General features: G+C 38.5%; 18 protein-coding genes. 10 read left to right on the top strand and 8 right to left on the bottom strand.

Annotated features, from left to right (window positions below):
- Positions 1–24: 24 nt before the first annotated feature.
- The 5 genes from QNI15_RS08455 to QNI15_RS08435 all read right to left on the bottom strand — a co-directional run bounded on the left by QNI15_RS08455 (position 25) and on the right by QNI15_RS08435 (position 7209).
- Entirely contained in the window at positions 25–2472 is a 2448-nt protein-coding gene (locus QNI15_RS08455) for an ABC transporter permease (RefSeq protein ID WP_314031378.1), read from the bottom strand.
- Between the two features lie 131 nt (positions 2473–2603).
- Positions 2604–4985, bottom strand: a complete 2382-nt coding sequence (locus tag QNI15_RS08450) for an ABC transporter permease (RefSeq protein ID WP_314031376.1) — start codon at positions 4983–4985, stop codon at positions 2604–2606.
- Between the two features lie 280 nt (positions 4986–5265).
- Positions 5266–6090, bottom strand: a complete 825-nt coding sequence (locus QNI15_RS08445) for an SDR family oxidoreductase (protein WP_314031375.1) — start codon at positions 6088–6090, stop codon at positions 5266–5268.
- 326 nt (positions 6091–6416) lie between these two features.
- Complete coding sequence (locus tag QNI15_RS08440; protein WP_313976006.1) at positions 6417–6770, bottom strand: hypothetical protein; 354 nt, start codon at positions 6768–6770, stop codon at positions 6417–6419.
- A 217-nt stretch (positions 6771–6987) separates the two neighbouring features.
- On the bottom strand, positions 6988–7209 hold the full coding sequence (locus QNI15_RS08435; RefSeq protein ID WP_314031374.1) for a hypothetical protein: 222 nt from the start codon (positions 7207–7209) through the stop codon (positions 6988–6990).
- A gap of 245 nt (positions 7210–7454) precedes the next feature.
- Between QNI15_RS08435 and QNI15_RS08430 the strand changes: the two genes are divergently transcribed.
- The 7 genes from QNI15_RS08430 to QNI15_RS08400 all read left to right on the top strand — a co-directional run bounded on the left by QNI15_RS08430 (position 7455) and on the right by QNI15_RS08400 (position 17879).
- Positions 7455–7868 carry a hypothetical protein gene (locus QNI15_RS08430; protein ID WP_313996677.1) on the top strand — a complete coding sequence of 138 codons (414 nt, stop codon included), beginning with the start codon at positions 7455–7457 and terminating at the stop codon, positions 7866–7868.
- Positions 7869–8356: 488 nt separating this feature from the next.
- The gene (locus QNI15_RS08425) at positions 8357–8992 is read left to right on the top strand and encodes an RNA polymerase sigma factor (protein WP_313996675.1); all 636 of its coding nucleotides are present in this window, start codon (positions 8357–8359) and stop codon (positions 8990–8992) included.
- A gap of 99 nt (positions 8993–9091) precedes the next feature.
- Positions 9092–10102, top strand: a complete 1011-nt coding sequence (locus QNI15_RS08420) for a FecR family protein (protein WP_313996673.1) — start codon at positions 9092–9094, stop codon at positions 10100–10102.
- 83 nt (positions 10103–10185) lie between these two features.
- Positions 10186–13824, top strand: a complete 3639-nt coding sequence (locus tag QNI15_RS08415; RefSeq protein WP_313996671.1) for a SusC/RagA family TonB-linked outer membrane protein — start codon at positions 10186–10188, stop codon at positions 13822–13824.
- 61 nt (positions 13825–13885) lie between these two features.
- The gene (locus QNI15_RS08410) at positions 13886–15709 is read left to right on the top strand and encodes a RagB/SusD family nutrient uptake outer membrane protein (protein ID WP_313996669.1); all 1824 of its coding nucleotides are present in this window, start codon (positions 13886–13888) and stop codon (positions 15707–15709) included.
- Positions 15710–15879: 170 nt separating this feature from the next.
- Entirely contained in the window at positions 15880–16788 is a 909-nt protein-coding gene (locus QNI15_RS08405; RefSeq protein WP_314031371.1) for a class I SAM-dependent methyltransferase, read from the top strand.
- Between the two features lie 44 nt (positions 16789–16832).
- Positions 16833–17879, top strand: a complete 1047-nt coding sequence (locus QNI15_RS08400) for a tetratricopeptide repeat protein (protein WP_313996665.1) — start codon at positions 16833–16835, stop codon at positions 17877–17879.
- 3 nt (positions 17880–17882) lie between these two features.
- On the opposite strand, the gene QNI15_RS08395 is transcribed toward QNI15_RS08400, so the two are convergent.
- Positions 17883–18140, bottom strand: coding sequence for a hypothetical protein (locus QNI15_RS08395; protein WP_313996663.1), 258 nt, complete (start codon positions 18138–18140; stop codon positions 17883–17885).
- 230 nt (positions 18141–18370) lie between these two features.
- Between QNI15_RS08395 and QNI15_RS08390 the strand changes: the two genes are divergently transcribed.
- Together QNI15_RS08390 and QNI15_RS08385 are read left to right on the top strand one after the other, a co-directional pair.
- Positions 18371–19039: a hypothetical protein gene (locus QNI15_RS08390; protein ID WP_314031370.1), complete on the top strand. Its 669-nt coding sequence runs from the start codon at positions 18371–18373 to the stop codon at positions 19037–19039.
- Positions 19040–19233: 194 nt separating this feature from the next.
- A complete protein-coding gene (locus QNI15_RS08385) occupies positions 19234–19998 on the top strand; it encodes a type III pantothenate kinase (RefSeq protein ID WP_314031369.1) in 765 nt (254 codons plus the stop codon).
- Positions 19999–20030: 32 nt separating this feature from the next.
- Here the strand turns inward: QNI15_RS08385 and QNI15_RS08380 are convergent, their stop codons facing one another.
- The gene (locus tag QNI15_RS08380; protein WP_313996658.1) at positions 20031–21023 is read right to left on the bottom strand and encodes a LuxE/PaaK family acyltransferase; all 993 of its coding nucleotides are present in this window, start codon (positions 21021–21023) and stop codon (positions 20031–20033) included.
- 34 nt (positions 21024–21057) lie between these two features.
- Here QNI15_RS08380 and QNI15_RS08375 point away from each other — a divergent pair, with 34 nt between their 5' ends.
- Positions 21058–21606: a hypothetical protein gene (locus tag QNI15_RS08375; RefSeq protein WP_314031368.1), complete on the top strand. Its 549-nt coding sequence runs from the start codon at positions 21058–21060 to the stop codon at positions 21604–21606.
- A gap of 68 nt (positions 21607–21674) precedes the next feature.
- Here QNI15_RS08375 and QNI15_RS08370 read toward each other — a convergent pair whose 3' ends face one another.
- Positions 21675–24086: an alpha-ketoacid dehydrogenase subunit alpha/beta gene (locus QNI15_RS08370; RefSeq protein ID WP_314031366.1), complete on the bottom strand. Its 2412-nt coding sequence runs from the start codon at positions 24084–24086 to the stop codon at positions 21675–21677.
- Positions 24087–24454: the final 368 nt, after the last annotated feature.

The following is a 24454-nucleotide window of genomic DNA, read 5'->3' as shown; positions in this document are numbered from 1 at the left end:
ATAAGAGATTAGAATGCAAATAATCTATTCTGTACGAAGAGCTTTTACCGGATTGGTAAGAGCCGCTTTAACGGCTTGATAACTAATGGTTAGCAAAGCTATGCCTGTAGCAGCAATTCCCGCTACAACGAAAATCCACCAGCTTAGTCCGGTTCGGTAAGCAAAGTTCTCCAGCCATCGACTCATTACCCACCAGGCTATGGGTGAGGCAAGCACAAAAGAAATGCCTACCAGTCTGATAAAATCTCTGGATAGTAATACGATAATCTGCTGTACTGAAGCGCCTAACACCTTGCGTACTCCAATCTCTTTGGTGCGTTGCTGAGTAGTATAGGCAGCTAGGCCCAGTAACCCCATACAGGCTATAAAAATAGCTAGTATGGAAAATACACCAAATACTCGCTGAGAGGTTTGCTCGGCATGATACAATGCTGCCAGATCCTGATCCAGAAAGGAATAGTGAAACGGCTGCTGTGGAAGAAACTGATGCCACAGAGATTCAATGGTAGTAAGTGTATGCTGGAACTTATCAGACTGAATGCGTAGGCTGGTTAAGGGTGATACTTCTCCAAACTTGCTTGTGTTAAGCAGAATAAGGGGTGTGATTTTTTGGTGCAGTGATTGAAAATGAAAGTCTTTCAGAATTCCTACAACTGTGTAGTAGGTTTGACCAGGCTTGCCGGGCTGATTCAGAAAAGGGTCCGGACTGGTAAGCCGTGCACCAATAGGATTGGCTAGTCCTAGTTCTGCTACCGCTTTTTCATTCAGCATAACAGCCAATGAATCAGACGGAAATTTATCGGAAAAGCTGCGACCTTTGACTATTTCCAGTTTGAGTGTAGAGGCAAAATCATTATCTACAACTAATCCTCTTCCTGTGAGTGGTTCTTTTACTCCTTCTGCTTTCATTGTCATACCAAAAAAGTTTTGACCACCAGGCATAGACGATGCACCTGAGACCTCTTCGACTCCAGCAATTTTTTTGAGTTCAGTTTTGAACGCTTTTGTTTTTGTAGTTAACAGATCTGTTCGCTGTAAGGTAATGATATGATCTTTCTGAAAGCCCAGGCGATCTCCTTGCATAAACTGCATCTGTTTAAAAACAACAATTGTGCAGATGATAAGAATAATGGAAATACTAAACTGAAAGATCACCAACCCGTTGCGTAGTTCAATCCCCTTCTGATTGTGTTTAAACTTTCCTCGAAGCACTGCCAGTGGCTGAAATGAGGACAATATAAGTGCTGGGTAACCTCCAGCCAAAAGACCAATCAGAACAGAAAAAAGTAAAAATCCTGGCATGAATACAGGATTCAATAAAAAGCCTAATGATAGCTCTTTTCCAGAAATTTTATTGAAAAAAGGTAGAAGAATAAGTAATAGGAGACAGGACGTAGTAAAGCTAAATACACTGATCACAACCGCCTCAGTTAGAAATTGCATGACCAGCATTTTTCGCTCAGAGCCAAAGGTTTTTCGAATACCTACTTCTTTAGCTCGTTCTACAGAGCGGGCTGTAGCCAGATTTACAAAGTTCACACAGGCAATCAACAAAATAAAGCCGGCAATGACTGAGAATATATAAATGGTAGAGATGCTCCCATTTGGTTTGAGTTCTGCTTCCAGATCTGAATGCAGATGAATATCCAGTAAGGGTTGTAGAGAATAATTGTATCCATTACCAGCTGCCTGAAACTGCTCGTAAGAGGTATCAAATGTACGGGCTATTTCTCCTGCTACATACTTTTCAATGATCTTGGGAAACTTTGCCTCCAGTGACTTAGCAGAAGCATTGGGTTGTAGCAGAAAATATGTATACGCATCAAAGCCTGTGTAGTTTATTTGTTTGGTGAAATCTATACCGGATGAAGCTGCCAGCAGATTAAATGTGAAATGAGAATTTTCGGGTACCTTAGAGCATACACCCGTTACAATCAAATCATTGCCCCCTGCATCAAGTTTTATTGTTTTATTCAGAACATTTAACGTTCCAAAATACTTTAAGGCGGTTTCTTCTGTCAGAACAACAGCATTGGGTTTATTAAGTGCTGTTTGTGGATTACCTTGAGTTAATGGAATTGTAAAGACCTGAAAAAAGTTTGAGTCAGCAAAGATGACATGATTCTCTTCAAATACCTGATTACCTATCCGAATAAAAATTGTATTACCACCATCCGCATACATCCGCATACATTGCTGAACTTCTGAATATTCTTTCTGAACTGCTTCTCCTATGGAATGAGGAATGATAGAGTAGGAGGTTGAGCGTCCCGGATACCGACGTTCCAGAACCATCCGATATATACGATCTGCTTTTTCATTGAACCGATCATAACCAAGTTCACTCTGAATATAGACCACAATCAGTAGACAAATGGATATTCCTACTGCCAACCCAATAATATTGATTAGAGAAAAACCTTTGTTCTTCCATAAATTTCGTAGTGCAATCTTGATATAGTTATGAAGCATAGGAGTGTATGTTAGATGAATGGGAAAGATAGCAGAATGAATACTTACTTTATAAACAGCTATTCTTCTACTTTTTCAGGTAAAAGAATAGCTGTTCCAGCTGATTGCAGAAAACTATATGTTTGAACACCCTATTCGGAACGTAACGATTTTACCGGATTGGCTAGCGCTGCTTTGATGGCCTGGAAGCTTACCGTTAACAGTGTAATTACCATAGCTCCCACTCCTGACAAAACAAATACCCACCAACTGATTTCAGAACGATATTCGTATTTTTCGAGCCATTGACTCATCGTAAAGTAGGCAATCGGCGCAGCGATAAGGAATGAAATAATAACTAAGGTAACAAAGTCTTTCGATAGCAATTGCCATAAGTTAACAACAGAAGCCCCAAGTACTTTCCGAATACCAATCTCTTTGGTACGTTGCTCTGCCATAAAGGATGCTAAACCAAACAGTCCTAAACAGCTAATGAATATAGCCAGTGAGGCAAAGAAGCTGGCTAGTGTTCCAATGCGTTCCTCTGCACGAAACTTTTGTTCATATTCTTTGTCGACAAATTTGAAATCAAAAGGGCTACCCGGATTGTGTTTTTTGAAAACAGATTCAACCTTTGCCAGAGCTTCTTTTGAGTTTACACCTGTTTTCATTTTAACAGTAATGACATTCGCCCATCCATAATCTAATAGGAATATGGTGGGTTTAATCGGATCAAAAGGGGATTCCATTACCATATCTTTAATGATCCCAATGATTGTATATTTTTTGTCATTAAATCTAACTGTCTTTCCTACAGGATCTTTTATTCCTGCATACTTAACAGCTGCCTCATTGAATACAAAACCAACACTATCTGTAGCGTATTCCCGTGAAAAATCCCGGCCTTCTTTAAATTGCCAGCCTACTGTTTTGCCATAATCATGAGTAACTGCGATAGTACCAAACAAGGCTAGCATGTTTGGGTCTTTGCCTTCCCAGTCAAAGCCAATCTGGTTAGACCATACACCTGTTGTCGGACTGGAAGACTCACTCATGTTTTCTACAGCTCCTGTTTTAATCAAGTCACTGCGAAGAACATCATAGTGTCCATACAACTCTGGTGTATTCATCATAACTGTGATAAGCCCTTCCCGATCATAACCAATCGGACGGTTTTTCGCGTACTGGATCTGACGAAAGACAATAATAGTTCCAATGATGAGACTGACAGACACTGTAAATTGTACCACTACCAATACTTTACGTGGTAAGGAGGCCAATCGACCAGCTTTGAAGGTGCCTTTCAATACTTTAACAGGTTGGAAAGAAGATAAATAAAAGGCTGGATAGCTGCCTGAGATCAGACCTGTAAAAGCTGTAAAGGTAAGACAGGCTATCCAGAAAACAGGATTTGTCCAGAGGATACTCATCTCTTTATCTGCCAGTGTATTAAACCAGGGTAGTGTACAAAGTACTAGAAATACCCCAACCAGAAATGCAATTCCTGCAATAACAAGTGATTCGCTGAGAAATTGTCCAATCAATTGTTGTCTGACTGACCCAATTGCTTTACGAATACCTACTTCTTTAGCTCGTTTTTCACTACGGGCGGTACTTAAGTTCATAAAGTTGATACAGGCCAGTAATAATACAAATGTTCCGATAATACCAAACAACCATACAAACTGAATGCGTCCGCCTATATTTATGCCATTTTTAAACTCAGAATACAAATGCCATTGACTCATAGGATGCAGGAATGCAACAGGCTTATCATCTTCACCTTTGGCACGATGTGACTGAACTACATTTTTAATTTTGGAATTGATCTTTCTAAAATCCGCTTTATCAGCAATCTGGACAAATAACTGGAAGGAATTGTTGTTCCATTGGGTTTGTGACTCTTTTACCCAGTTTTGCAGAGTAAGGTATTTTTCCCAGGGAATTAAAAATGAGGTACTGTGTAAGGTAGAGTTATAAGTAAGGTCTTCATAGACACCCGTTACTTTTAAGGTCGTCTTATTATCTAATTTTATGATTTTATTAATAGGGTCTGTATCTCCAAAAAGTGTTTCAGCTAGCGATTTGGTAATAAGTATAGAAGAGGGATCCTTCAATCCATCTAATGTCCCTTGTATCATTTTTAATGAAAGCATTTGCGGGAGTTCAGGTTCTGTAAACATTCCCTCTTTGGTAAACTTCTTGTCCTCAAAAGCTAAGATATGTTCAAAGTTCCAGGAAGCTAAAGCCAAAGATTTGAAATCTGCCGCATACTTAGTGCGTAACTCTCCTGCCAGCGGAACAGGAATTGCAGCACTGGTACTTGTAGTTCCACTAAAGGTTTGATTCTGATAGACCTGTGCTAAACGATCATAGTTCGTATGAAACTTGTCATAAGAAAGTTCATCATAGATCCATAACCCTATCAGAATGGCTACTGCCATGCCTACAGATAATCCCAGAATGTTAATGGATGAATACGCTTTATTCTTTAAAAGATTTCGAAAGGCAATTTTGATGTAGTTTCGAATCATAGTTTTAATTCGGGTATTGTTTGTGTTCAGAAAGTAGTTTGTCTTTCTGAACACAAACAATGCACCAAATCTCAGCGAAAGCCTTTGTGAGCTAATTTAGCGGTTTTCAGGAATTGTTTCCTTATGATACTGTCCGTTTGTGAACAGCTACTGTTCGACGGTGAACAGATTCAAAACTGGAGCTGATAGGAGAAATAAACGTTGATTAGGCTGGACTGTATCATCTTCTGTCTTTTGTTGTCGATGCAAAAGACAGAAGATAAAAAATTATCACAGAGGATTAAATAAAGAAATCTTTCGTAAGTTCTTCCGGTTTTAAACCTGGAGTCACATTATAAGATGACAGATCTGTAATTCCTTCAGAAGCTAGAATTTCATCATCAATAAAGAAATTACCTGTGGTTGTTTTATGCTCTCTCCTTAGTATATAATAAGCAGCATCTGCCAGAATTTCCGGTGTACGACTATGTTTAATCATCTCATCTCCTCCCAGAATATTGGCTACAGCTGCCGTCGCGATGGCTGTTCGAGGCCATAAGGCATTGAAAGCCACTTTTCCTTTAAATTCGCCTGCCATACCTAGTACACACATACTCATGCCAAATTTAGCCATTGTATAAGCTACATGATGGGCAAACCAACGGGTTTCCATACTTAATGGTGGTGATAAATTCAGTACGTGCGGGTTCTCTGCCTTAAGAAGATGTGGTAGACACATTTGAGAACAGAGAAATGTGCCACGCGTATTAATCTGATGCATCAGATCATATCGCTTCATATCTGTTTGCAGAGTACCTGTCAGATTAATGGCACTGGCATTATTAATCAGTATATCGATACCTCCAAATGTTTCCACTGCTTTTTCTACTGCCGTACGTACCTGATCTTCATAACGAATGTCTACTACAAGTGGCAATGCTTTCCCACCTGCTTTTTCCATATCTTCAGCGGCTGTATAAATGGTGCCTGGAAGTTTGGGATGAGGCTCTGTTGTTTTGGCTGCTATTACAATATTAGCACCTTCCTTTGCCAAACGTATTCCAATCGCATGGCCAATACCTCTGCTGGCACCAGTAATGAAAACGGTTTTTCCTTGAAAAGACATAAGCTTCCTTAAATAAGTTAGATCAATGAAGTATAGGATCATGTACATCATGGACATGGTATACATGCCATTGGTATACACAAGAAGAGAATAAAAATTAATATAAGGAAGAAGAAGTTGGATTTTTGTGTGATTGTATGGAGGTGAATTTTGTAGATAAGGCCTGTTGCAACCTATCAAGTTGTTAAGTGAAATATTGGGGATAGTTGGCTTAAATAAAATGGGAGTGAAAGTGAATCTGAGATAAACATCCCATAAACGCCAGTGCCTACACTTTTTTTAAAATGTAGGCACTGGTCAGTATAATAAATAACGTATGGTGTATTCTAAGGATTTAATTCCTCACTTTGTATAGATGGCAATAAGCCGAGTGACTGATAGGTAGTAGATAGTCGGTTTAACGTTTGTTCAAAAGAGCTGAAATACAAACGTGAACTGTGTGAATATCCTGTATGGCAAATTAGTTGCCAGGTACTTTCGTCTGTTTCAGATTGTGGTGTACAAATTATCCAGAACGGATGTTGAAATAGGGTTAATGAACCTATCTTCTCACAACTGCTTCCTCCTCGGATAGCCCAGGAGCCCTGTGCTTCCGGATCACGCTGAGCGACCAGACCTGCATTGGCAATAAGTTGAAGACAATAGTTTATCTCTAAAATTTGCTCATTCTCTGTATCCATAAATATAAGCTTGTTATTATATATTGATGCCGGTCAAGCCCAATAGGTAAACGATTTTTATCAAGATAAAAAAAGAGAATGACAGTTACAAATGACTTTTACAAATTTGTGTCATGTAATTATCATACTGTGTTTTGAAATTATCCATTTATGCCTACCAGATACAGCAGAGGCCTATCTAAGTATTTTCTGAATAAAATTGTGTTAAAAAATATTTTCAATTCGGATAGTAATTGCTGGGTTGAGGAACCGGCGGTGGTACTGGAGGAGGCATAGGTGGTGTAACAGGCGGAATTAACGGTGTAGGAATTTCTTGAGGTGGAGTTGTTACTGGAGGCAGGGGTGGTTCAGTAGGTATCGGTGGTTCTGGTTTTTCTGTTACCAAATAACTTGTAGTAAGTTCCAGACTATCTATTGAATGTGAAAAGAAATATTTCATAAGAAAAAAGGATGAATCTATGAGAAGGTGTAACAATATTGTTAAACTGGGTAAAAAAATATGCCAAATTGGAAATAGATAGAGAATGTAGTAAGATGATCAAAAGAATTAGAAAAATGTTGGTAATGTATTCTTTTAAAAAGTAATTTCATGTAACAATATCTACTACTCAAATCTTATCTACCTCTATTGTATGGGCATACTATTCTGAAAGTGTATCAGATCAGAAATTTTATTTTTTTATTATGTCAGAAAACAGGATTTCATCTAAGCAAATACAGGTCATTATCATCATTGGATTGGTATATTTGTGTGGCCTCTGTTTTTATGATTCTATTACAGAAAAACTGGATTGGTTTTCTCTGTCTGTAAACGGTAATCGTGAACAAACCATTAATGATCATATTTCTCAGGTGATCTCCCGAAAGATTCCTGAACGTATTTCCCTTCCTTCATCAAAAGGAAAGTTTATATACACTAACCTCCTGATTCAGGAAGAATCTCAGAACAGATACAGAGTAGTCGTTCCTGTAACTTTTTATACGAATGGTGATACTTTACAAAGAGATTGTGTAGTGAAGTTAGCATATAAAGGTGGAGAGCCTGATGAGGATGAGTCCTGGGATATAGTTGCTTTTACACTTTTGCGGGATAAGTAGTTTTACATATTTTTTTCTTTCTCAAACGCAAAAAAAGTATATCCTTCGCTATAAGTTATCTACAATATAGTGTATTTTTTGTCTCTCTGTACAATTTTCTATAGGTCTGATTATTGTAAAATCTACCTTTTGTAAAGTAATGTCAATATGAATATTTATAGTTCATACAGGACTTACAGGAGACTACAGGAAAGTAAACTCTACGAAAATAATTACCTTTACTTCAAGTAATTATTTATATTACTACTAAGTAGTTCATACATCTTTGTAATTCATCTATACAGATACTGCATCCTGTTTTTTATCCACAATATGGATAGTTTATTACCTCAGACAAGATCTGTTATAGGTATACAATATATCTGTTCTTAAGCCTGGTGTTTTGATTGATACAAAATTAATTATAGAACCAGCATTTTTATGCCCTTTTTTATTTTGGATTATTTGAATGTATTTGTGGATTTTAATAATTAAATAAAGACTGTAAAATGATGTGGAAAACTACCAATGCAGAATGCGGGCATGTTTCTGAAATGAGCGAAATGGAACGCTCCAGATATTATTGGACAGCATTTAAACAGGGCGATCAGAATGCCTATGCTATGCTGTATAATATACATGCTGCCTTACTATTACGTTATGGAAGAAAAATCATTCATGACCGGGAAGTTGTAAAAGATTGTTTACACGATTTATTTATTGAATTATGGCGTAATCGGCAGACAATTGGAAATCCTGAATCTGTTAAAAACTATCTGCTTAAATCTTTGCGGACAAAACTATACAAAAAGCTAAAGGGCGATAAGTGGGTGGTGTCAGATGAATGGGAGGAGAGTGATAACAGATTACATGAAATTTCTCCGGAATATGCTATTATCCAAAGCCAATGGGCGCTTGAACAAAAGCACTCTATCGATAATGCATTGAAAAAGCTTTCGAAAAGGCAACGAGAGATCATCTTTCTGTTATTCTATGAAGATATGAGTCCTACCGAAGTGGCAACAGTGATGTCATTAACTATACGTACAATTTATAATACTACTTATAATGCGATTCAGGTTTTAAAGAAAAACATTTCAGTAGTAGAAGTCGCCTATATAACCATTCTTACCCTGTTTATATAATCCGTAAAATGGAATTAGATATGAAATGAAATTTTTTTAATTTTTTTTGGTAAAATATGAAGGTGTAAGGCTAATACCTGAAAACAAAACATCTTCCTGATGCCTAAGCCTTACTCCAACTATACATTAGAAGATCTGATTGATAATCAATCTTTTCGGAAATGGGTGAAAGACCCGGATTCGGATCAGTCTGATTTTTGGCAGGAGTGGTTATATCAATATCCGGAAAAAGCAGATCTGGTTGCTCAGGCAAGACTGATTCTGACAAATATGGATGAAGATATAGAGGATGACGATATAATAGATGTATGGGATCGAATTACCAAAACAAATAATGACTATGAGCAGGAACTACAACAGATCAATACACCTGTTACCAATACATTCCCTATTTATTTTCAGTGGGCAGCTGTTATACTCGGAGTTATACTGACCAGTGCTTTGGTATGGTTTGGTTTGCAGGAAGAACAGATCAGCTATACAACTCATTATGGTGAAATGAAGACAGTTATACTGCCTGATGGCTCAACTGTTCAGCTAAATTCAAATTCTTCAATTCGATATACAAAGGGGTGGAATAGTACTCAGATTAGAGAAATATGGCTTGAAGGAGAGGCCTTCTTTTCTGTTACGCACACTGTAACACATCAGCGCTTCCTGGTACATACTCCACAAGTAATAGTAGAAGTATTAGGAACCCAGTTTGATGTAAATACCCGGCGTTCTACTGCCCGGATTGTCCTGAGTGAGGGAAAAATACAACTAAATGATATTCAAAAACACCATGGTTCATTAGAGATGGTTCCGGGAGAGTTAGTGGAAGTAAATAAAACCATTGACACATTGATCCGCAGACGAGTTGACCCTGATAACTATACTTCCTGGAAGCAAAATAAGCTAATTTTTGAAGATATGGTTCTGAGTGAAGTTGCCACTATGCTAGAAGATAACTATGGATTTGAGTTCTATTTTAAGGATCAGGAGATTGCCAATTTTACATTTACTGGTTCTGTGAGCCGGGATAAAGTGCCTCTGCTTTTTACTATTCTGGAAAAGACATTTCGCATTCACATCAATCAAAACGGAAATAAAGTGACAGTCAGTAAATGACCAGTTATATCAGTAAGACCTTGATACCTTCAGATAAATAGTCAATTAGTCTCTCATTTAATTAATTAAAAAAACAGACGCTTATGCAACACCTGTTACGACAATCCAGTGTGTGGCTCCTATTGGTACTGACAAGTGCCTCTTTTCTGGAAGTCACTGCTCAGTCATTTTTACTGGCTAGCAATAGCCAGTACCCAATTGCACTACAACAGAAGGAGGAAATGAGACCTCTTGCTAATGTATTGAAAGAATTAGAAGAGAAATATCATGTAACATTTAACTACAGTAGTCAGATTGTCAAAGATCGGCAGGTTCGTGTAAAACCTAACGATGTTAGTGTTCAGGAACTAGATAAAGTATTGGTTCAGTTACTGAAACCTTTGCATTTGGATTTTGAAAAAGTAAAAGACACCAACTATATTCTTTTTGAGAAAAAAGAAACTGTTGGTGATGGACATAACAGATCTGTAACTAATCTGGATGGTAAGGCATTGCTTACCAACACTCCTACGGAAGTGTTGCATATCAGAGAATCCTTATCTGCCTCTATTCGTCCTGTAAGCGTAGAGTTTACCATTTCGGGTAAAATTACCTCAGATGAAGGAGAAGCTTTACCCGGAGTAAGTGTTTCCTTAAAAGGAACAAAAATAGGTACTACTTCCAATGCAGAAGGCCGCTATTCACTTATCGCTCCGGATGCCAATGGAACACTGGTATTTTCATTTATTGGTTATACAACAGAAGAAGTTGCTGTGGGTGGTCGATCTGTGGTAGATGTAAACCTAATACCAGATATCGAATCATTGAGTGAAGTGGTTGTGGTAGGATATGGAACGGTGAAAAAGAGTGATGTAACAGGTGCCTTATCTTCTGTTTCTGCAAAGCAACTAGAGGCCGTCCCTGTACAGAATTTATCACAGGCATTACAGGGACGTGCTGCAGGGGTAGATGTTGCTGCTGGTAGTTTCCGTCCTGGAGAGGCTCCTACTATTCGTATTCGGGGTAATCGATCTTTGAAAGCCTCTAATAATCCACTGTATGTGGTAGATGGTATACCTTTAGCAGAAGGCTCTGGGATCAATGATTTTAACCCTTCAGATATCGAATCGGTAGAAGTGTTGAAAGATGCGTCCGCAACAGCTATCTATGGTTCACGAGGAGCTAATGGGGTTATTCTGGTTACAACCAAGAAAGGAAAAGCTGGAAAAGCAAAAGTGATATATGATGGTTATATTGGATTTTCAAGTCCTTTAGCCAGAATAAAGCCAATGAGTGGTTCTCAACATGCAGAGATGAAACGGGAAGCTTATCGAAATAACAGTACAAAAGGTTATATGACTCCATATGCCGATCCGGCTGGAGATTACTCCTTATTTCAGCAGGATCCTAATATGTGGGCATCTGTTGCTCAGGCCTATGACTGGGTAGATGAGGCAAATCGTGTTCCTGTGATGAGACCTGTTACTGCTGAGGAGCGAGCTATGTATCAGCAATATTACGAACAGGATTTGATCCGTTATGCCAATGCTCCTGCTGTTCTGTCAAAACTGGTTGATCCGTCTACTATTACAGAAGTACCTTCCTATCATCCGGAGAGAGTACGCAATACAGATTGGGCTTCTTTGGTATTACGCACAGGTATTAAACAAAATCATGCTATCAATATTTCTGGTGGTTCAGAAAATTTGACTGTCAAATTTACAGGTGGATATTATAAAGAAGATGGTATTCAGAAGAATCAGGGATATATCCGGTATTCAGCTGGATTAGGATTAGATTACAAAGCAACCAGTTTTCTACATATAGGGGGTACTATGATGGCTAACCTGGCTGAGCAGCAATTCGGTGGGGGAACCTCATTATATACACGGGCTATTGGACAGATCCCATTAGCTATACCTTATGATGAAGCTGGAAATTTAATTAAGCAACCAGGCGCAGATCCATTATTATTTAATCCTCTTTACGATATTCCAAATGCCATTGACGATCGTCGTATCACACGCCTCTTTGGCAGCTATTATGCAGATATTACTCTAATGAAGGGCCTTCGTTTCAGAATGAACTTTGGGCCTGATTTCCGTCATAACAGACGCGGTCGTTATTTCGGGTCTTTAACCACAGAACGTAATCAAGGAACATCTCAGGCATTTTATGATCAGGATCAACGTTTTACTTTTGTGCTTGAGAATTTATTATTCTATGACAAACAAATTGGCGACAAGCATACATTAGGTATAACATTGCTTCAAAGTATTCAAAATGAGCGATTTGAATCTTCTGGTATTCAGGTTTCTGATTTGCCATTTTATTCAAAATATTACAGTGTTGGTTCTTCAAACGCTTCCAGTCCGGATGCTTACAGTTCTGATTTGGTCAGGTCAAAAATAGTGTCCTGGATGGGTCGTGTAAATTATGCTTTTCTCAATAAATACCTGCTTACTGCTTCTGCACGATATGATGGTGCTTCTGCTCTGGCAGAAGGCAACTTCTGGCATCTTTTCCCATCTTTTGCCTTAGCATGGAAAGCCCATGAAGAGGCCTTCTTAAAAAATGTGACATTTCTAGACGAATTGAAAGTGAGAGCAGGATATGGAAGAACTGGTAACGCTGCAGTTAGGCCTTATAGTCCATTAGGTGATCTAGAAAAAAGGCCTTATGTGTGGGGAAATACAGCAGCTTGGGGATATAGACCCAATTCATTAAGAAACAAAGATCTGACATGGGAAGGTACTGCTCAGATAGATGTTGGAATAGATTTTAGCTTCTTAAATAGTAGGATTAGTGGTACAATTGATTTCTATCGTGCAAATACTTCAGAGTTGATAATGGACCGACAAATACCTACGGCATCAGGATTTGGACAGATACAGGCGAATGTAGGAAAAACGCGAAATACTGGTGTCGAAGTTTCTTTATCCACTGTCAATGTGCAGACTGCTAGTGGCTTTAAGTGGTCTACAGATTATGTTTTTGCAAAAAATAAAGAAGAAATTGTTTCACTATATGGTGGCAAAAATGATGATTTAGGAAGTCGTTGGTTTATTGGTCAGCCAGTTAATGCATTTTATGATTGGAAACCAATTGGAGTGTGGCAGTCAAACGAAGTCGATGCCGCCAAAGAATATGGACGTATACCGGGTCAAGGAAAGATTGAAGATGTTAATAACGATAAAAAGATTAACTCCGATGATAGACAGATTATTGGTTCTACTGTACCTAAATGGACAGGAAGTTTAGTTAACCATTTCTCTTACAAGGGATTTGATCTTTCTATATTCTTGTATGGTCGTTTTGGACAAATGGTAGCCAGCGGATACTATCGTCCTGCATTAGCAGGTCGGTATCCCGAACCCGATTTTATCAACTACTGGACACCTAGTAATCCAACAAATGAATATCCAAGACCTACTCAGGATCAGGAGCGAATCGATTATCCTGAATCATACCTTTATCGGGATGGCTCATTTCTGAAAATACGTCAGGCTACGTTGTCTTATACATTTTCTTCTGGTTTGATATCACGTTTGAAATTAGATAATCTAAATGTGTATGTCACAGCCTATAATCCATTCTTATTTACTAAATACAAAGCAGGTGATCCTGAATTCTCTACACCTGCTACCGATTCGAATGGAAATAGATTAGGAATCAATGATCAATTATCTGGTAATAATCTGAGTGAAAAAAGCTTGGTATTTGGTATACGGGTTGGATTCTAATTGATTACAACTAGAAATTGGGACAATGCATTTGTAAAATGTTAAAATAAACGCACTGACAATGAAAAAGATAATAATATGTTTATTGGGGATTAGTCTCAGTACGATATCCTGTAAAGACTATCTTGTTGAAAAACCCTTATCACGACTTTCATATGAATACTATGAAACGGAAGCTGGATTAGAAGACTTAGTCGATGCGACATATAGTGAACTTCGCTTCTTGTTTAATGGAGAAGTAAGTTTTACCATGACTAATTATGGAGTAGATGAATACCGTGAAGCTTCAGATGGACAGTTTAAACACTGGGATAATTATGGTGCTCAACTAAATCCTTCTTCTGCTGGTCACATTCATGATATGTGGACTTCTTATTATCGGGGGATTAATATGTGTAATCTGGGAATCAAATGGATTAAAGATTTTCAGGGTGGTACAGGTATTCTCAAAGATGATGCAGGTAAAGCGCAGCGAATTGCCGAGCTAACATTTTTAAGGGGATTTTATTATTTTATGCTAGTGCAGCAATTTGGCGAAATTCCTCTGGTATTGGATGGATCAGTTGAAGTCCGGCTAGAGTTTACAAAATCTCCTGTAGCTGACATTTATAAATCAATTATTGCAGATATGCGTGCAGCTGAAGCTGTACTACCTGTAAGCCAAACTCAGATTGGTAGGATTACCAAAGGTGCTGCTCAACACTTTCTATCTAAAGTTTATCTTACCCGTGGCAGTGCCGTTAGTGACCAAAGAGGACAGCAGGGGACAGATATGGATAGTGTTATTTACTACGCTGAGGAGGTAATTAACTCGGGAACCTATCAGCTACAACCTAATTATGCTGATCTTTGGAAAATCGAGAATGAGGCAAACAGAGAAGTGATCTTTGCTGCTCAATTCAATAATAATGCATTATTATTGAATGGTTCAGGAAACAGGACACATCTTTACTTTCAGATGGTGTATGATACAAAACCTGGTATGTTACGTGATATTGCTAATGGTCGTCCGTTCAGACGCTTAATGCCTACTGATTATGCAATGGATATCTTTGATCGGAAAAATGACTCTAGGTTCTATAAGAGTTTCCGTACTACCTATTTTAGTAATAATGCCAATAGTATTCCCAAATGGACTGCCGCCAATGCTCCTTCTCCTGATCTAGTTGGAAAAGCAAAGTTTAGTGTAGGGGATACAGCTATATTTTTGACCATGAATAACAATGTATCAGATGCAGATATTGCCAAGAAGCCTTATCTGTGGATACCACGTAATAAGTTTACCCGCCAGGAGTTTCTTACATTAATTAAACATCTGGATCCTACTCGTTTGGATGTTACTACCGAAACTGCAGGAAGAGATGGTGTCTATGCACGGTTAGGAGAAACTTATCTGATTGCCGCAGAAGCCTATGGGCGAAAAGAAAATTATAGCAAAGCGGTTGAGTATATAAATGTACTACGAAGCCGGGCTGCTTATAAAGCAGGTGAAGCAAAGCCTGCTCATTTCTGGATTGCTGAAGGAGGAACCAAAGGGGATGTAAGTAGTACAGAAAGTGAAGTACTAATTACAGAAGATGTATTTTCAACAAACACTCCTTTTGAAAAATACCCGGTTTCTGCTACTACAACTAAGCAACGATTTATCCATTTTATCCTGAATGAAAGAACCCGTGAGTTACTGGGAGAATTTCATCGCTGGATGGATCTGGTACGTACTGAAACGTTTTACGAGCGTGTAAAGCTATTCAATCCGGATGCAACTGGCCTACAGGAGTTTCATAAGTTACGTCCTATTCCACAGGAGCACATTGACCGGTTACAAAAAGATGGAACGCCTTTGAATGCTGAACAACGTCGCGCTGAACAGAATACAGGCTATTAGTATCTACATAAAATCGAATTGCAGAAAACGGGTGGACATTGTTCACCCGTTTTCTTTTTGTTAGATATTTACAGCGAATAGTTAACGAATCATCCATTTATGCCATAGAAAACACTATTTTTGCGGACTGAAAAGCATTATACCTGATTTGGACATCTATTACACGCCGAATGACAAGCCATACATCACACATTCAATTACTGACACCTGAACTATGGAAAGAATATGAATTGCTGGATAGCGGAGGTTTTGAAAAACTGGAACGTTTTGGCAATTATATATTATCTCGTCCGGAACCACAGGCAGTATGGGATAAATCACTGACAACTGAAGAATGGGAGAAACGAGCTCATGCTTTTTTTCGGAAAGAAAAGAATAATCCTGAAAAAGGGCAGTGGGAATTGAAGCGGGGCATGATAGAACGCTGGTGGATGAATTACCAGACCCACGATCTCAAGTTGACCTTTAAGATGGCATTATCTTCCTTTAAGCATGTGGGTATATTTCCAGAGCAGGCTGTTAACTGGGATTATATTGCAGCAAAAGTAAAAGCCTTAAAAAATACCAACTCTCAGGTATCTGTCCTCAACTTGTTTGCATACACTGGTGGCGCGTCACTGGCTGCCAGGCAGGCAGGAGCTGATGTAACTCATGTAGATTCTGTAAAACAGGTAATTAGCTGGTCCAGAGAGAATATGGAAGGTAGCAGCCTGGACAATATTCGCTGGATTGTAGAAGATGCCATGAAGTTCGTGAAACGAGAAGTGCGACGAGGCAATCAGTATCAGGGCATTATTCTGGACCCACCAGCCTATGGACGAGGAGCCGATGGCGAAAAGTGGATACTGGAAGAACAAATCAATGAAATGCTTAAACTTTGCCAGCAGTTAGTAGACCCTGAAAAACATTTTTTGATCCTCAATGTATATTCCCTGGGATTTTCCTCTCTCATTGTTGATAATCTGATCCGAAGTAATTTTGGCATAGTACAAAATCCGGAAATGGGCGAGTTGTATCTGAATGACTCTTTTGATAAAAAGTTGCCTCTGGGCGTTTTTTATCGATTTGCTACTATATAATATCTATTTTCGTTATAGATGACTCTATCTAGCTATACCATACAATGAAACATACTCTACATATAAATTTAGTAAACTATTTTTTATGGGTGGTTATCTACATAACTACTATTGCCTGTAGTTCAACACGAGATGATGAAACACTCCGTTTTTTTCGTCTGGGCAACATTGAGATGAAGAAGGGAAATGATGTGGAAGCTATACGATATTACAATGAAGCTGTTCGTCTAGATCCTACCTATCCGGATGCATATAATAACAGAGGTATTGCTTATATTAAATATGGTGACTATCAAAAAGCTATAGCTGACTTTTCCAATGCTCTCCGCTTTGCACCTGATTACCATGAAGCCTTATTTAACCGTGCACAGGCATATGATAAAGCAGGTCAACTAGATAATAGTCTCGCAGATCTGAATAAGCTGAGTGAGGTATATAAAGATTCTGCAAAAGTTTTTTTGAGCAGGGGAGGTGTATGGGCAGCCAAGAATGATTTTGTAAAGGCCATGCCTGATTATAACCGGGCTATTCAGCTATCACCCAACTTAACAGAAGCATATGTAAACAGAGGCGTTGTGAACTATAATCTTCAGTATTTTGCAGAAGCTGAATCTGATTTTAAGAAAGCTATAGAACTGGATAATAAACAAGATTTTGCTTACAACAATCTGGCTCAGATATATATACGTAAACAAGACTATAAACAGGCGAATGAGTTGCTGGAAAAAGCTATCACTCTCAGCCCGCACCAACCTTATTATCTGAATAATATAGGATTTGTGAAAATGCAGACAGGCCATATTGAAGAAGGTCTGACCGATATAAAAAAATCAATCCAGACAGATCCCAATAATGGATGGGCTTACCGTAATCTGGGAGTATATTATCTCCTGACAAAAAAGTATGCAGATGCTCTTATCAATCTTCAGAAAGCCCAAAAGCTAGCTGGTGGTGTTGAACTGATTCATTTTTATATAGGACAGGCATATAACGGACTCGGAAATAAAGAAGAAGCCTGTAAAGAGTGGAAGTTATCTAAGGATCTGGGAGATAAAGAATCTGAGTCCGTCTTAAAGGAGTATTGTATCTAGCAATTACTGCTTTCGACCTGTTATATAATCAATTACCTCGGCTACTTCTCTTAGTAGTCCGATCTCAATTTCTTTGGAATTTTTTAACAGGTCAGGATCAATCAACGCTCGGTAACATTCTTCTTCGTCCAGTTCAAATATAACAGGATAGCCTGCTATTTCTACCTCAAATTTGTGGCCATAGCCTGCTTTAAGCAGTTTTGCTGGGAAAGAAAAGTCTTCACCTTTGTAGGTAACAGGTAACTCAAAAATTTCGTCCATAGTGGTCTGTATACTATTGGGTTGTCAAACAAATTATATTTCAGGTCTGCAAGATTACACAAAAACCAGAATATGTAACAGGTTTCCATTCCTGTTGGAAAATATTTCTGTAGGTATCGTGCGAAAAAACCGTAAGTATTTGGAAATGAGTTCTGAGCGTTGTTTTGATATTTTTGGTGGTAGCTTGCGATTTTTGTATTTTTACGATATAGAAACCTAGTCAAGCTATTATGAAAACTATTTCAGAAACCATTGAAAAGCATCGTCATCTTTACTATGACCTGATTGATTCTGATATTCGTCTGGATAAGGAAATCTACCTAATGAAGAAGCGTATCGCCAAAATTGCTATTGACGAAGTTAAATACCAGGCCCGTCAACAGTTTCTGGATATGTATCTGGCTGAATTAAAGGAAATAAAAGCTCAGTTTCAGACATCAGATCAACCCGAAAAATACAAAAAACGTAAACTGAAACAGTTACAAAAAGAAATAGATAAAACGCAGGGACGTTGGTATGCCAATCGTTGGCGTCTGAGTGTAGTCTATAAACGCCAGAGGAAGGACAATGTTGTTAAACTACTTCTCAAAGAAACCAAACAAGCTGAGATTCAAGTGAATATCCAGCAGACTAAGCAACTGATTCTACAGTTGCAGGAAATAGAACAAGTTGAAAATAAGCTGGTTAATAGACTTGTTCAACGTGAGTTAGAGCGAGCGGGTATTGCTGTATTTACATCCGTGCATATTTCAGTTGAAAAACCTATAGAAGAAGTAATGAGATTGGAGGAAGATTCTGACTCTCGAGTTATTCATTTGACTTCTTCTGAAAATAACTCAGAGAATATAGTTAGTTGTAATAGCCATGACTTAGAATCGAAGTATTATAAGTTTGGTTAAATAATTGAGTGAAAAAGTATATGTATTTCTTCATTAACGTTTAGTAAGCAGATTTATATCTGAAAAGATGTTATTTTGGCTAATTATTACCCAATAGGAGCTATATCACAAATTTTTATTTTTATTCTTATTCTTAGGTTTGTGGTCTCTTATAGGGATGTTTTAGTCGTAGTAATCTAATTCAACTATAATTCATGTTATTAGCCGTTGATATTGGCAATTCCGATGTAGTAATAGGCGTCTGGGGCCTACAACAATGGAAACAAATATGGCGAATCCGCTCACTTCCTGAAGAAAATGCATTGTATTATCAAACCCGTTTGCTAAATTATTTTCTGGAAGCTGGTTTTCGGTTCAGCGACTTTGACCGGGTGGTGATAAGTAGTGTAGTACCGTCATTGACAGGATTGTTTCGCGAATTGCTTCAAGCATTGTTTGGATTCAAACCTATTGTAGTAACGATAGATACTTTTCCTACATTAAAAGTACAGATAGATCGTCCTCATGAGCTAGGAAGTGATTTGTTTGCCAATGCGGTAGCTGCCTATACAAAATACCAGCAAAATTGTATTGTTGTTGATTTTGGAACCGCATTGACTTTTACTACAGTTTCTGCCAAAAGTGAGTTGTTAGGTGTGGCAATTGCTCCCGGTTTAAAGACCGCCATGAAAGCACTTTCTGCTAATACGGCTCAACTGCCTGAAATTCCACTGTTTTTACCTTCTTCTGCATTAGGAAAGAATACAGTCCATGCCATACAGGCAGGTATTCTGCTGGGGTATGTAGGGCTAGTAGAGGCTTTATTAAATCAGATCAGAAAAGAATTAAATGGAGAGTGTATAGTAGTAGCTACAGGTGGTCTGTCGTCAATTATTCAACCTCTTCATTCACACTTTACGGAAGTGAACATGAACCTGACTCTTGATGGATTGCGTATTATAGGTGAGAGTACGCTTTAACCTTCTTGTCTTATAAAGAGCAATATTGCTCTTTATAAGACAAGCAGATTACAACCTCTGATATCAGAATTGTCAAAACGTCCTAATACCTGGAATGTATTGTCAGGATGTACAATCCCAATATCTTTTGTTTCAATGAATGCACAAGAATCTACATTGGCTAAATCTATGATATTGATGCCTCCACTTCGTTGATTGGTATTTATAGAGAAGGGGTCATTTACATCCCGTATCAGGATACGCATGGTGGGAGGCATCTGAAACACACCATTTCCAAAAGAATAAGCCTGGGAAAGGAGTTCTGTCATTCCATATTCAGAATGAACTTTAGGTAATAGAAATGCCTGTTTCAGAATTTCATGCACTTCTTCCCGCAGAAGTTCCTCACGTCGTCCTTTCATTCCTCCAGTCTCCATTACAATTACCTGGCTCCAGTCTCTGCCACCATAGTGTTCAGCAAGATCTAGTAAGGCAAAGGTAACACCAATGAGTAAGACTTTTTTGTTCTGTTGGACAAGTGTATCAATCTTTGAAACCAACTCAGATTGGTCATGTAGAAAAAATCCTGATTCCGAAGAATGGCTTTCCCGAATAAAATGCTCAACCATATATACTAAAGAAGAACCTGTTCGTTCTAAGTAAGATGGAAGTAACGCCAGCACATGAAATTCAGCCAGAGAGCCATAGAGTTGTTCAAAGATATGTTGTGCAACCTTTTCATAAAAAGAAGTGTCATATACATAGTGACGACTACGAGTCTGACCGGTTGTTCCACTACTTTCAAATAGAGCCGCTGGTTGGTTTTGTACAGAAGTAATGGTATGAGATTTGAAAAATTCAATGGGCAAAAAGGGAATCTCATTCAGTGAAGAAATTTTTGCCGGATCAATCTTAAGAAATTCTAAATACTTTCGATAAATTTGATTAGCAGAAGCCTGGAAACGAAATAGCTCAAGTGCATTCTCTTCAAAATGAAAAGACTCGAAAAGAGATTTTTTAAATGATAAAATAAATTGTTGATTCACTACTGAAAAGGGCTTTCTTCAACCTAACAAAAATATGAGTAAAAATAGTTTAACTACAGCATTTGTATTAACTCTGGCCGTTTTATTTTTTAGTGCCTGTGATGAGATCATTCCAAAGTTTAGTGATACTCCAAAAATTACCTTTGATAAGATTGATATAAGACAGAATCCTACTGCACGTATAGATACCCTTCGGATTTCTCTAAAGTTTCAGGATGGGGATGGCGATATAGGTAGTGATACAAAGGCAGACACTTCAAAGTGGAACTTTTTTTTTACACCCTATAAAAAATTCAGAGGAGAATTTGTGACAGTTATAATTGATTCAGCTAGCAAGAATGACTTTACACGAGGGACTATACCTGTTTTGAAACCGGATGGACGTAAAGGACCTATAGAAGGTACAATAACATGGATAATTCCTGCCATTACTCAAGTTGAAGAGTTTCCATTAACTCCAGAAGACTCTATGAAATTTTTGTTTAATGATATTGTAAAGTTTAAAGTCAAAATTAAAGATGAAGCTGGTCATTTTAGTAATGAAGTAGAGAGTGACGAGGTGCAAATATTGAAACCACGTTAGTATTGATACCTTAGATACAAAAAAAGGTCAGTTTTAACTGACCTTTTTTTGTATCTAAGGTATCCTATTTATTTATATAGAGCAGGAAAACGTTTAGGATCTACATCATGCATTATCTCATAGGCCATATCAAATACCATTTCAATATTCGGCTTGGAGAAATAGTCTCCATCAGTAGTATAAGCTGGGCGGTGAGGTTGAGCCGCTATAGTTTTAGGGGCTGAATCAAGCCACCGATATGCATTCTGGCCTACCAGTACCTGATCCATCATAAAGGCAGAAGCTCCTCCGGGTACATCTTCGTCTGCAAATATAACCCGGTTTGTTTTCTGAACCGATTGGAGAATAATCTTATGGATGTCAAATGGCAGTAGCGTTTGCACATCAATTACCTCTACATCAATACCTACTGTATCAAAAAGCTGACGGGCAGCTTCTAATACAATCCGACACATAGCTCCATAGGTAACAATGGTGATATCTGATCCTTTACGAAGAATTTCTGGTACGCCAACAGGCACACAAATCTCATCAATATTTTCAGGCATCCGTTCTTTCAGACGATACGCATTCAATGGTTCTACAACCAATGCTGGCTCGTCGGATTTGAGTATGGTATTGTAAAATCCGGATGCCTGAGTGAAGTTACGGGGTACAATTACATTCAATCCACGCAAGCTGCTTAGAATAAGGCTCATTGGGGAGCCGGAGTGAAATACTCCTTCCAATCTATGACCACGGGTACGAATGATTACAGGCGCTTTTTGTCCGCCCTTAGTCCGGTAATGCAAAGATGCCAGGTCATCTGAAAGGGTCTGAATGGCGAATGGAATATAATCAACATACTGAATCTCAGTGATTGGACGAAGCCCACGTAGTGCAGCCCCAATACCCTGTCCGATAATAGTTGTTTCACGAATGCCTGTATCTGTTACTCTGAGTTCACCATGTTTTTTCTGCAGGCCAGAAAATCCCTGATTTACATCTCCTATCATCCCTACATCTTCTCCGATGGCAAATACGCGTACATCACGTGTTAGAATAGCATCAAAACATGCCCGTATAATCTGCCATCCATCCATGAGCGGACTAGTTTCTGTATATATGGGCTTTACTTCTGCAATTTTGATCGCTGCTTCATCTGAATGACTATACAGATGAGAGTTGTAACGTTCTGCATTCTCCTGTTCTGTACGTTGCAGCCAGGCTATTAACTGAGTACGGGAAGGAATAAAATCATCTTTGAGCAATCGTAGTGCTTTCTTAATCGTGGCTGTTGCATCACTACGAATGGGATTAAGCGTTTTGGCAAGTGATTCACGTAATGCCAGTATTTCTGCTGCACGTCTACTTTCATGTGCTGCCTTTTCTAACAAACCAAGCGCTTCTTCATAATCTGGTTTCATAGAGGCTACAAACGCTTCCCATGTCTCACTTCTGACTTGTTTCAAATATTCTTTTGCCTGATTTTCTATTTCCTGTAGTTCATATTCAGATGCAATGTCATTGGAAACAATCCATTCTCTCATTTTACGAATACAGTCATATTCTGTTTCCCAGGCAAGTCGTTCTTTTGTCTTATAGCGTTCGTGTGAGCCTGAAGTAGAGTGCCCTTGAGGCTGAGTCATCTCAGCTACGTGTAGCAGAACGGGTACATGTTCTTTACGGGAAAGTTCGGCAGCTGACAGATAAGCATCCAGCAATGCCGGATAATCCCAGCCATTTACCCGGATGATTTCCAAGCCTGGTTCTGTTTCTGTACGTTGAAAGCCTGACATTAGCTTGCTAATCTCTTCTTTCGTAATCTGATATGAGTTAGGTACAGAAATACCATATCCATCATCCCAAACAGATACCAGCATAGGAACCTGTAGCACCCCTGCTGCATTCATCGTTTCCCAAAATACCCCTTCTGCTGTAGCGCCATTGCCAATTGTACCAAATGCTACTTCATTCCCTTGAATAGAGAAGTTTGTCAAATGTTGCAAGTCCGGGTTTTGCCTATAAAGTTTAGATGCATAAGCTAGTCCCAGAAGGCGTGGCATTTGTGCTCCTGTAGGAGATATATCAGAACTTGAGTTTCGTATTTCAAGTAAATTTTTCCAGCTACCATCTGCATTGAGAGATCGGGTTGCAAAGTGGCCATTCATCATCCTGCCAGCCGACGAAGGTTCCGCTTCTATATCTGTATGAGCATATAACTGCGCAAAGTATTCATGCCAGGTAAGTTCACCAATTGCTATCATAAAGGTCTGATCGCGGTAATAACCTGACCTCCAGTCTCCTTTTTGAAAAGCACGCGCCATAGTTAATTGCGCAATTTCTTTGCCATCGCCAAAGATGCCGAACTTGGCTTTGCCTGCGAATACTTCTTTTCTACCAAGTAAACTGGCCTGACGACTTTCACACGCAAGACGATAGTCGCGTAGAATGTCTTCTTTTGTTAGTCCTGACACAGATGATAATTCTTTAGTGATCACTTTACAATCCGGTTTTAATTTTGTTGATTAATAATAGTAATGTTGCTCCTTTGGACTGATTTTCTCACTTTGCGGCCTTTCTTTCTGCAATAGACTCTATAAAGAGGCCTATTGCCAGAATTATAGTAATCAGCAGGTAAGAGTTTGTATATCAACAGAAAATCTGGATAAATCCAAATAGAATCGTATTTTGAACAAGCATAAAACCTGCACTTATGCTTCAAAAATAACCAAAAACTAACACCAGTCAAAAAACACTGGAATCCATAAAACAATAACATTACTTACGTAGATCCGTTTCCTAATATAAAAGCCATATATTTGTAAATGATTTAACAGAATTATCCAAATATTTAATCGTATAGGAT

The sequence above is a fragment of the Xanthocytophaga flava genome (assembly GCF_030068545.1).
GTDB classification, from domain to species: domain Bacteria; phylum Bacteroidota; class Bacteroidia; order Cytophagales; family 172606-1; genus Xanthocytophaga; species Xanthocytophaga flava.
The sequence above is the reverse complement of the archived record's forward strand: the minus strand, read 5'-3'. Positions and strand labels throughout refer to the sequence as shown.

Coding starts and splice junctions, on each gene's coding strand:
- QNI15_RS08415 (WP_313996671.1), top strand. CDS start 10,186: ATGCAACACCTGTTACGACAATCCAGTGTGTGGCTCCTATTGGTACTG.
- QNI15_RS08400 (WP_313996665.1), top strand. CDS start 16,833: ATGAAACATACTCTACATATAAATTTAGTAAACTATTTTTTATGGGTG.
- QNI15_RS08375 (WP_314031368.1), top strand. CDS start 21,058: ATGAGTAAAAATAGTTTAACTACAGCATTTGTATTAACTCTGGCCGTT.
- QNI15_RS08450 (WP_314031376.1), bottom strand. CDS start 4,985: ATGATTCGAAACTACATCAAAATTGCCTTTCGAAATCTTTTAAAGAAT.
- QNI15_RS08435 (WP_314031374.1), bottom strand. CDS start 7,209: ATGAAATATTTCTTTTCACATTCAATAGATAGTCTGGAACTTACTACA.
- QNI15_RS08430 (WP_313996677.1), top strand. CDS start 7,455: ATGTCAGAAAACAGGATTTCATCTAAGCAAATACAGGTCATTATCATC.
- QNI15_RS08420 (WP_313996673.1), top strand. CDS start 9,092: ATGCCTAAGCCTTACTCCAACTATACATTAGAAGATCTGATTGATAAT.
- QNI15_RS08390 (WP_314031370.1), top strand. CDS start 18,371: ATGAAAACTATTTCAGAAACCATTGAAAAGCATCGTCATCTTTACTAT.
- QNI15_RS08395 (WP_313996663.1), bottom strand. CDS start 18,140: ATGGACGAAATTTTTGAGTTACCTGTTACCTACAAAGGTGAAGACTTT.
- QNI15_RS08440 (WP_313976006.1), bottom strand. CDS start 6,770: ATGGATACAGAGAATGAGCAAATTTTAGAGATAAACTATTGTCTTCAA.
- QNI15_RS08425 (WP_313996675.1), top strand. CDS start 8,357: ATGATGTGGAAAACTACCAATGCAGAATGCGGGCATGTTTCTGAAATG.
- QNI15_RS08405 (WP_314031371.1), top strand. CDS start 15,880: ATGACAAGCCATACATCACACATTCAATTACTGACACCTGAACTATGG.
- QNI15_RS08385 (WP_314031369.1), top strand. CDS start 19,234: ATGTTATTAGCCGTTGATATTGGCAATTCCGATGTAGTAATAGGCGTC.
- QNI15_RS08445 (WP_314031375.1), bottom strand. CDS start 6,090: ATGTCTTTTCAAGGAAAAACCGTTTTCATTACTGGTGCCAGCAGAGGT.
- QNI15_RS08410 (WP_313996669.1), top strand. CDS start 13,886: ATGAAAAAGATAATAATATGTTTATTGGGGATTAGTCTCAGTACGATA.
- QNI15_RS08455 (WP_314031378.1), bottom strand. CDS start 2,472: ATGCTTCATAACTATATCAAGATTGCACTACGAAATTTATGGAAGAAC.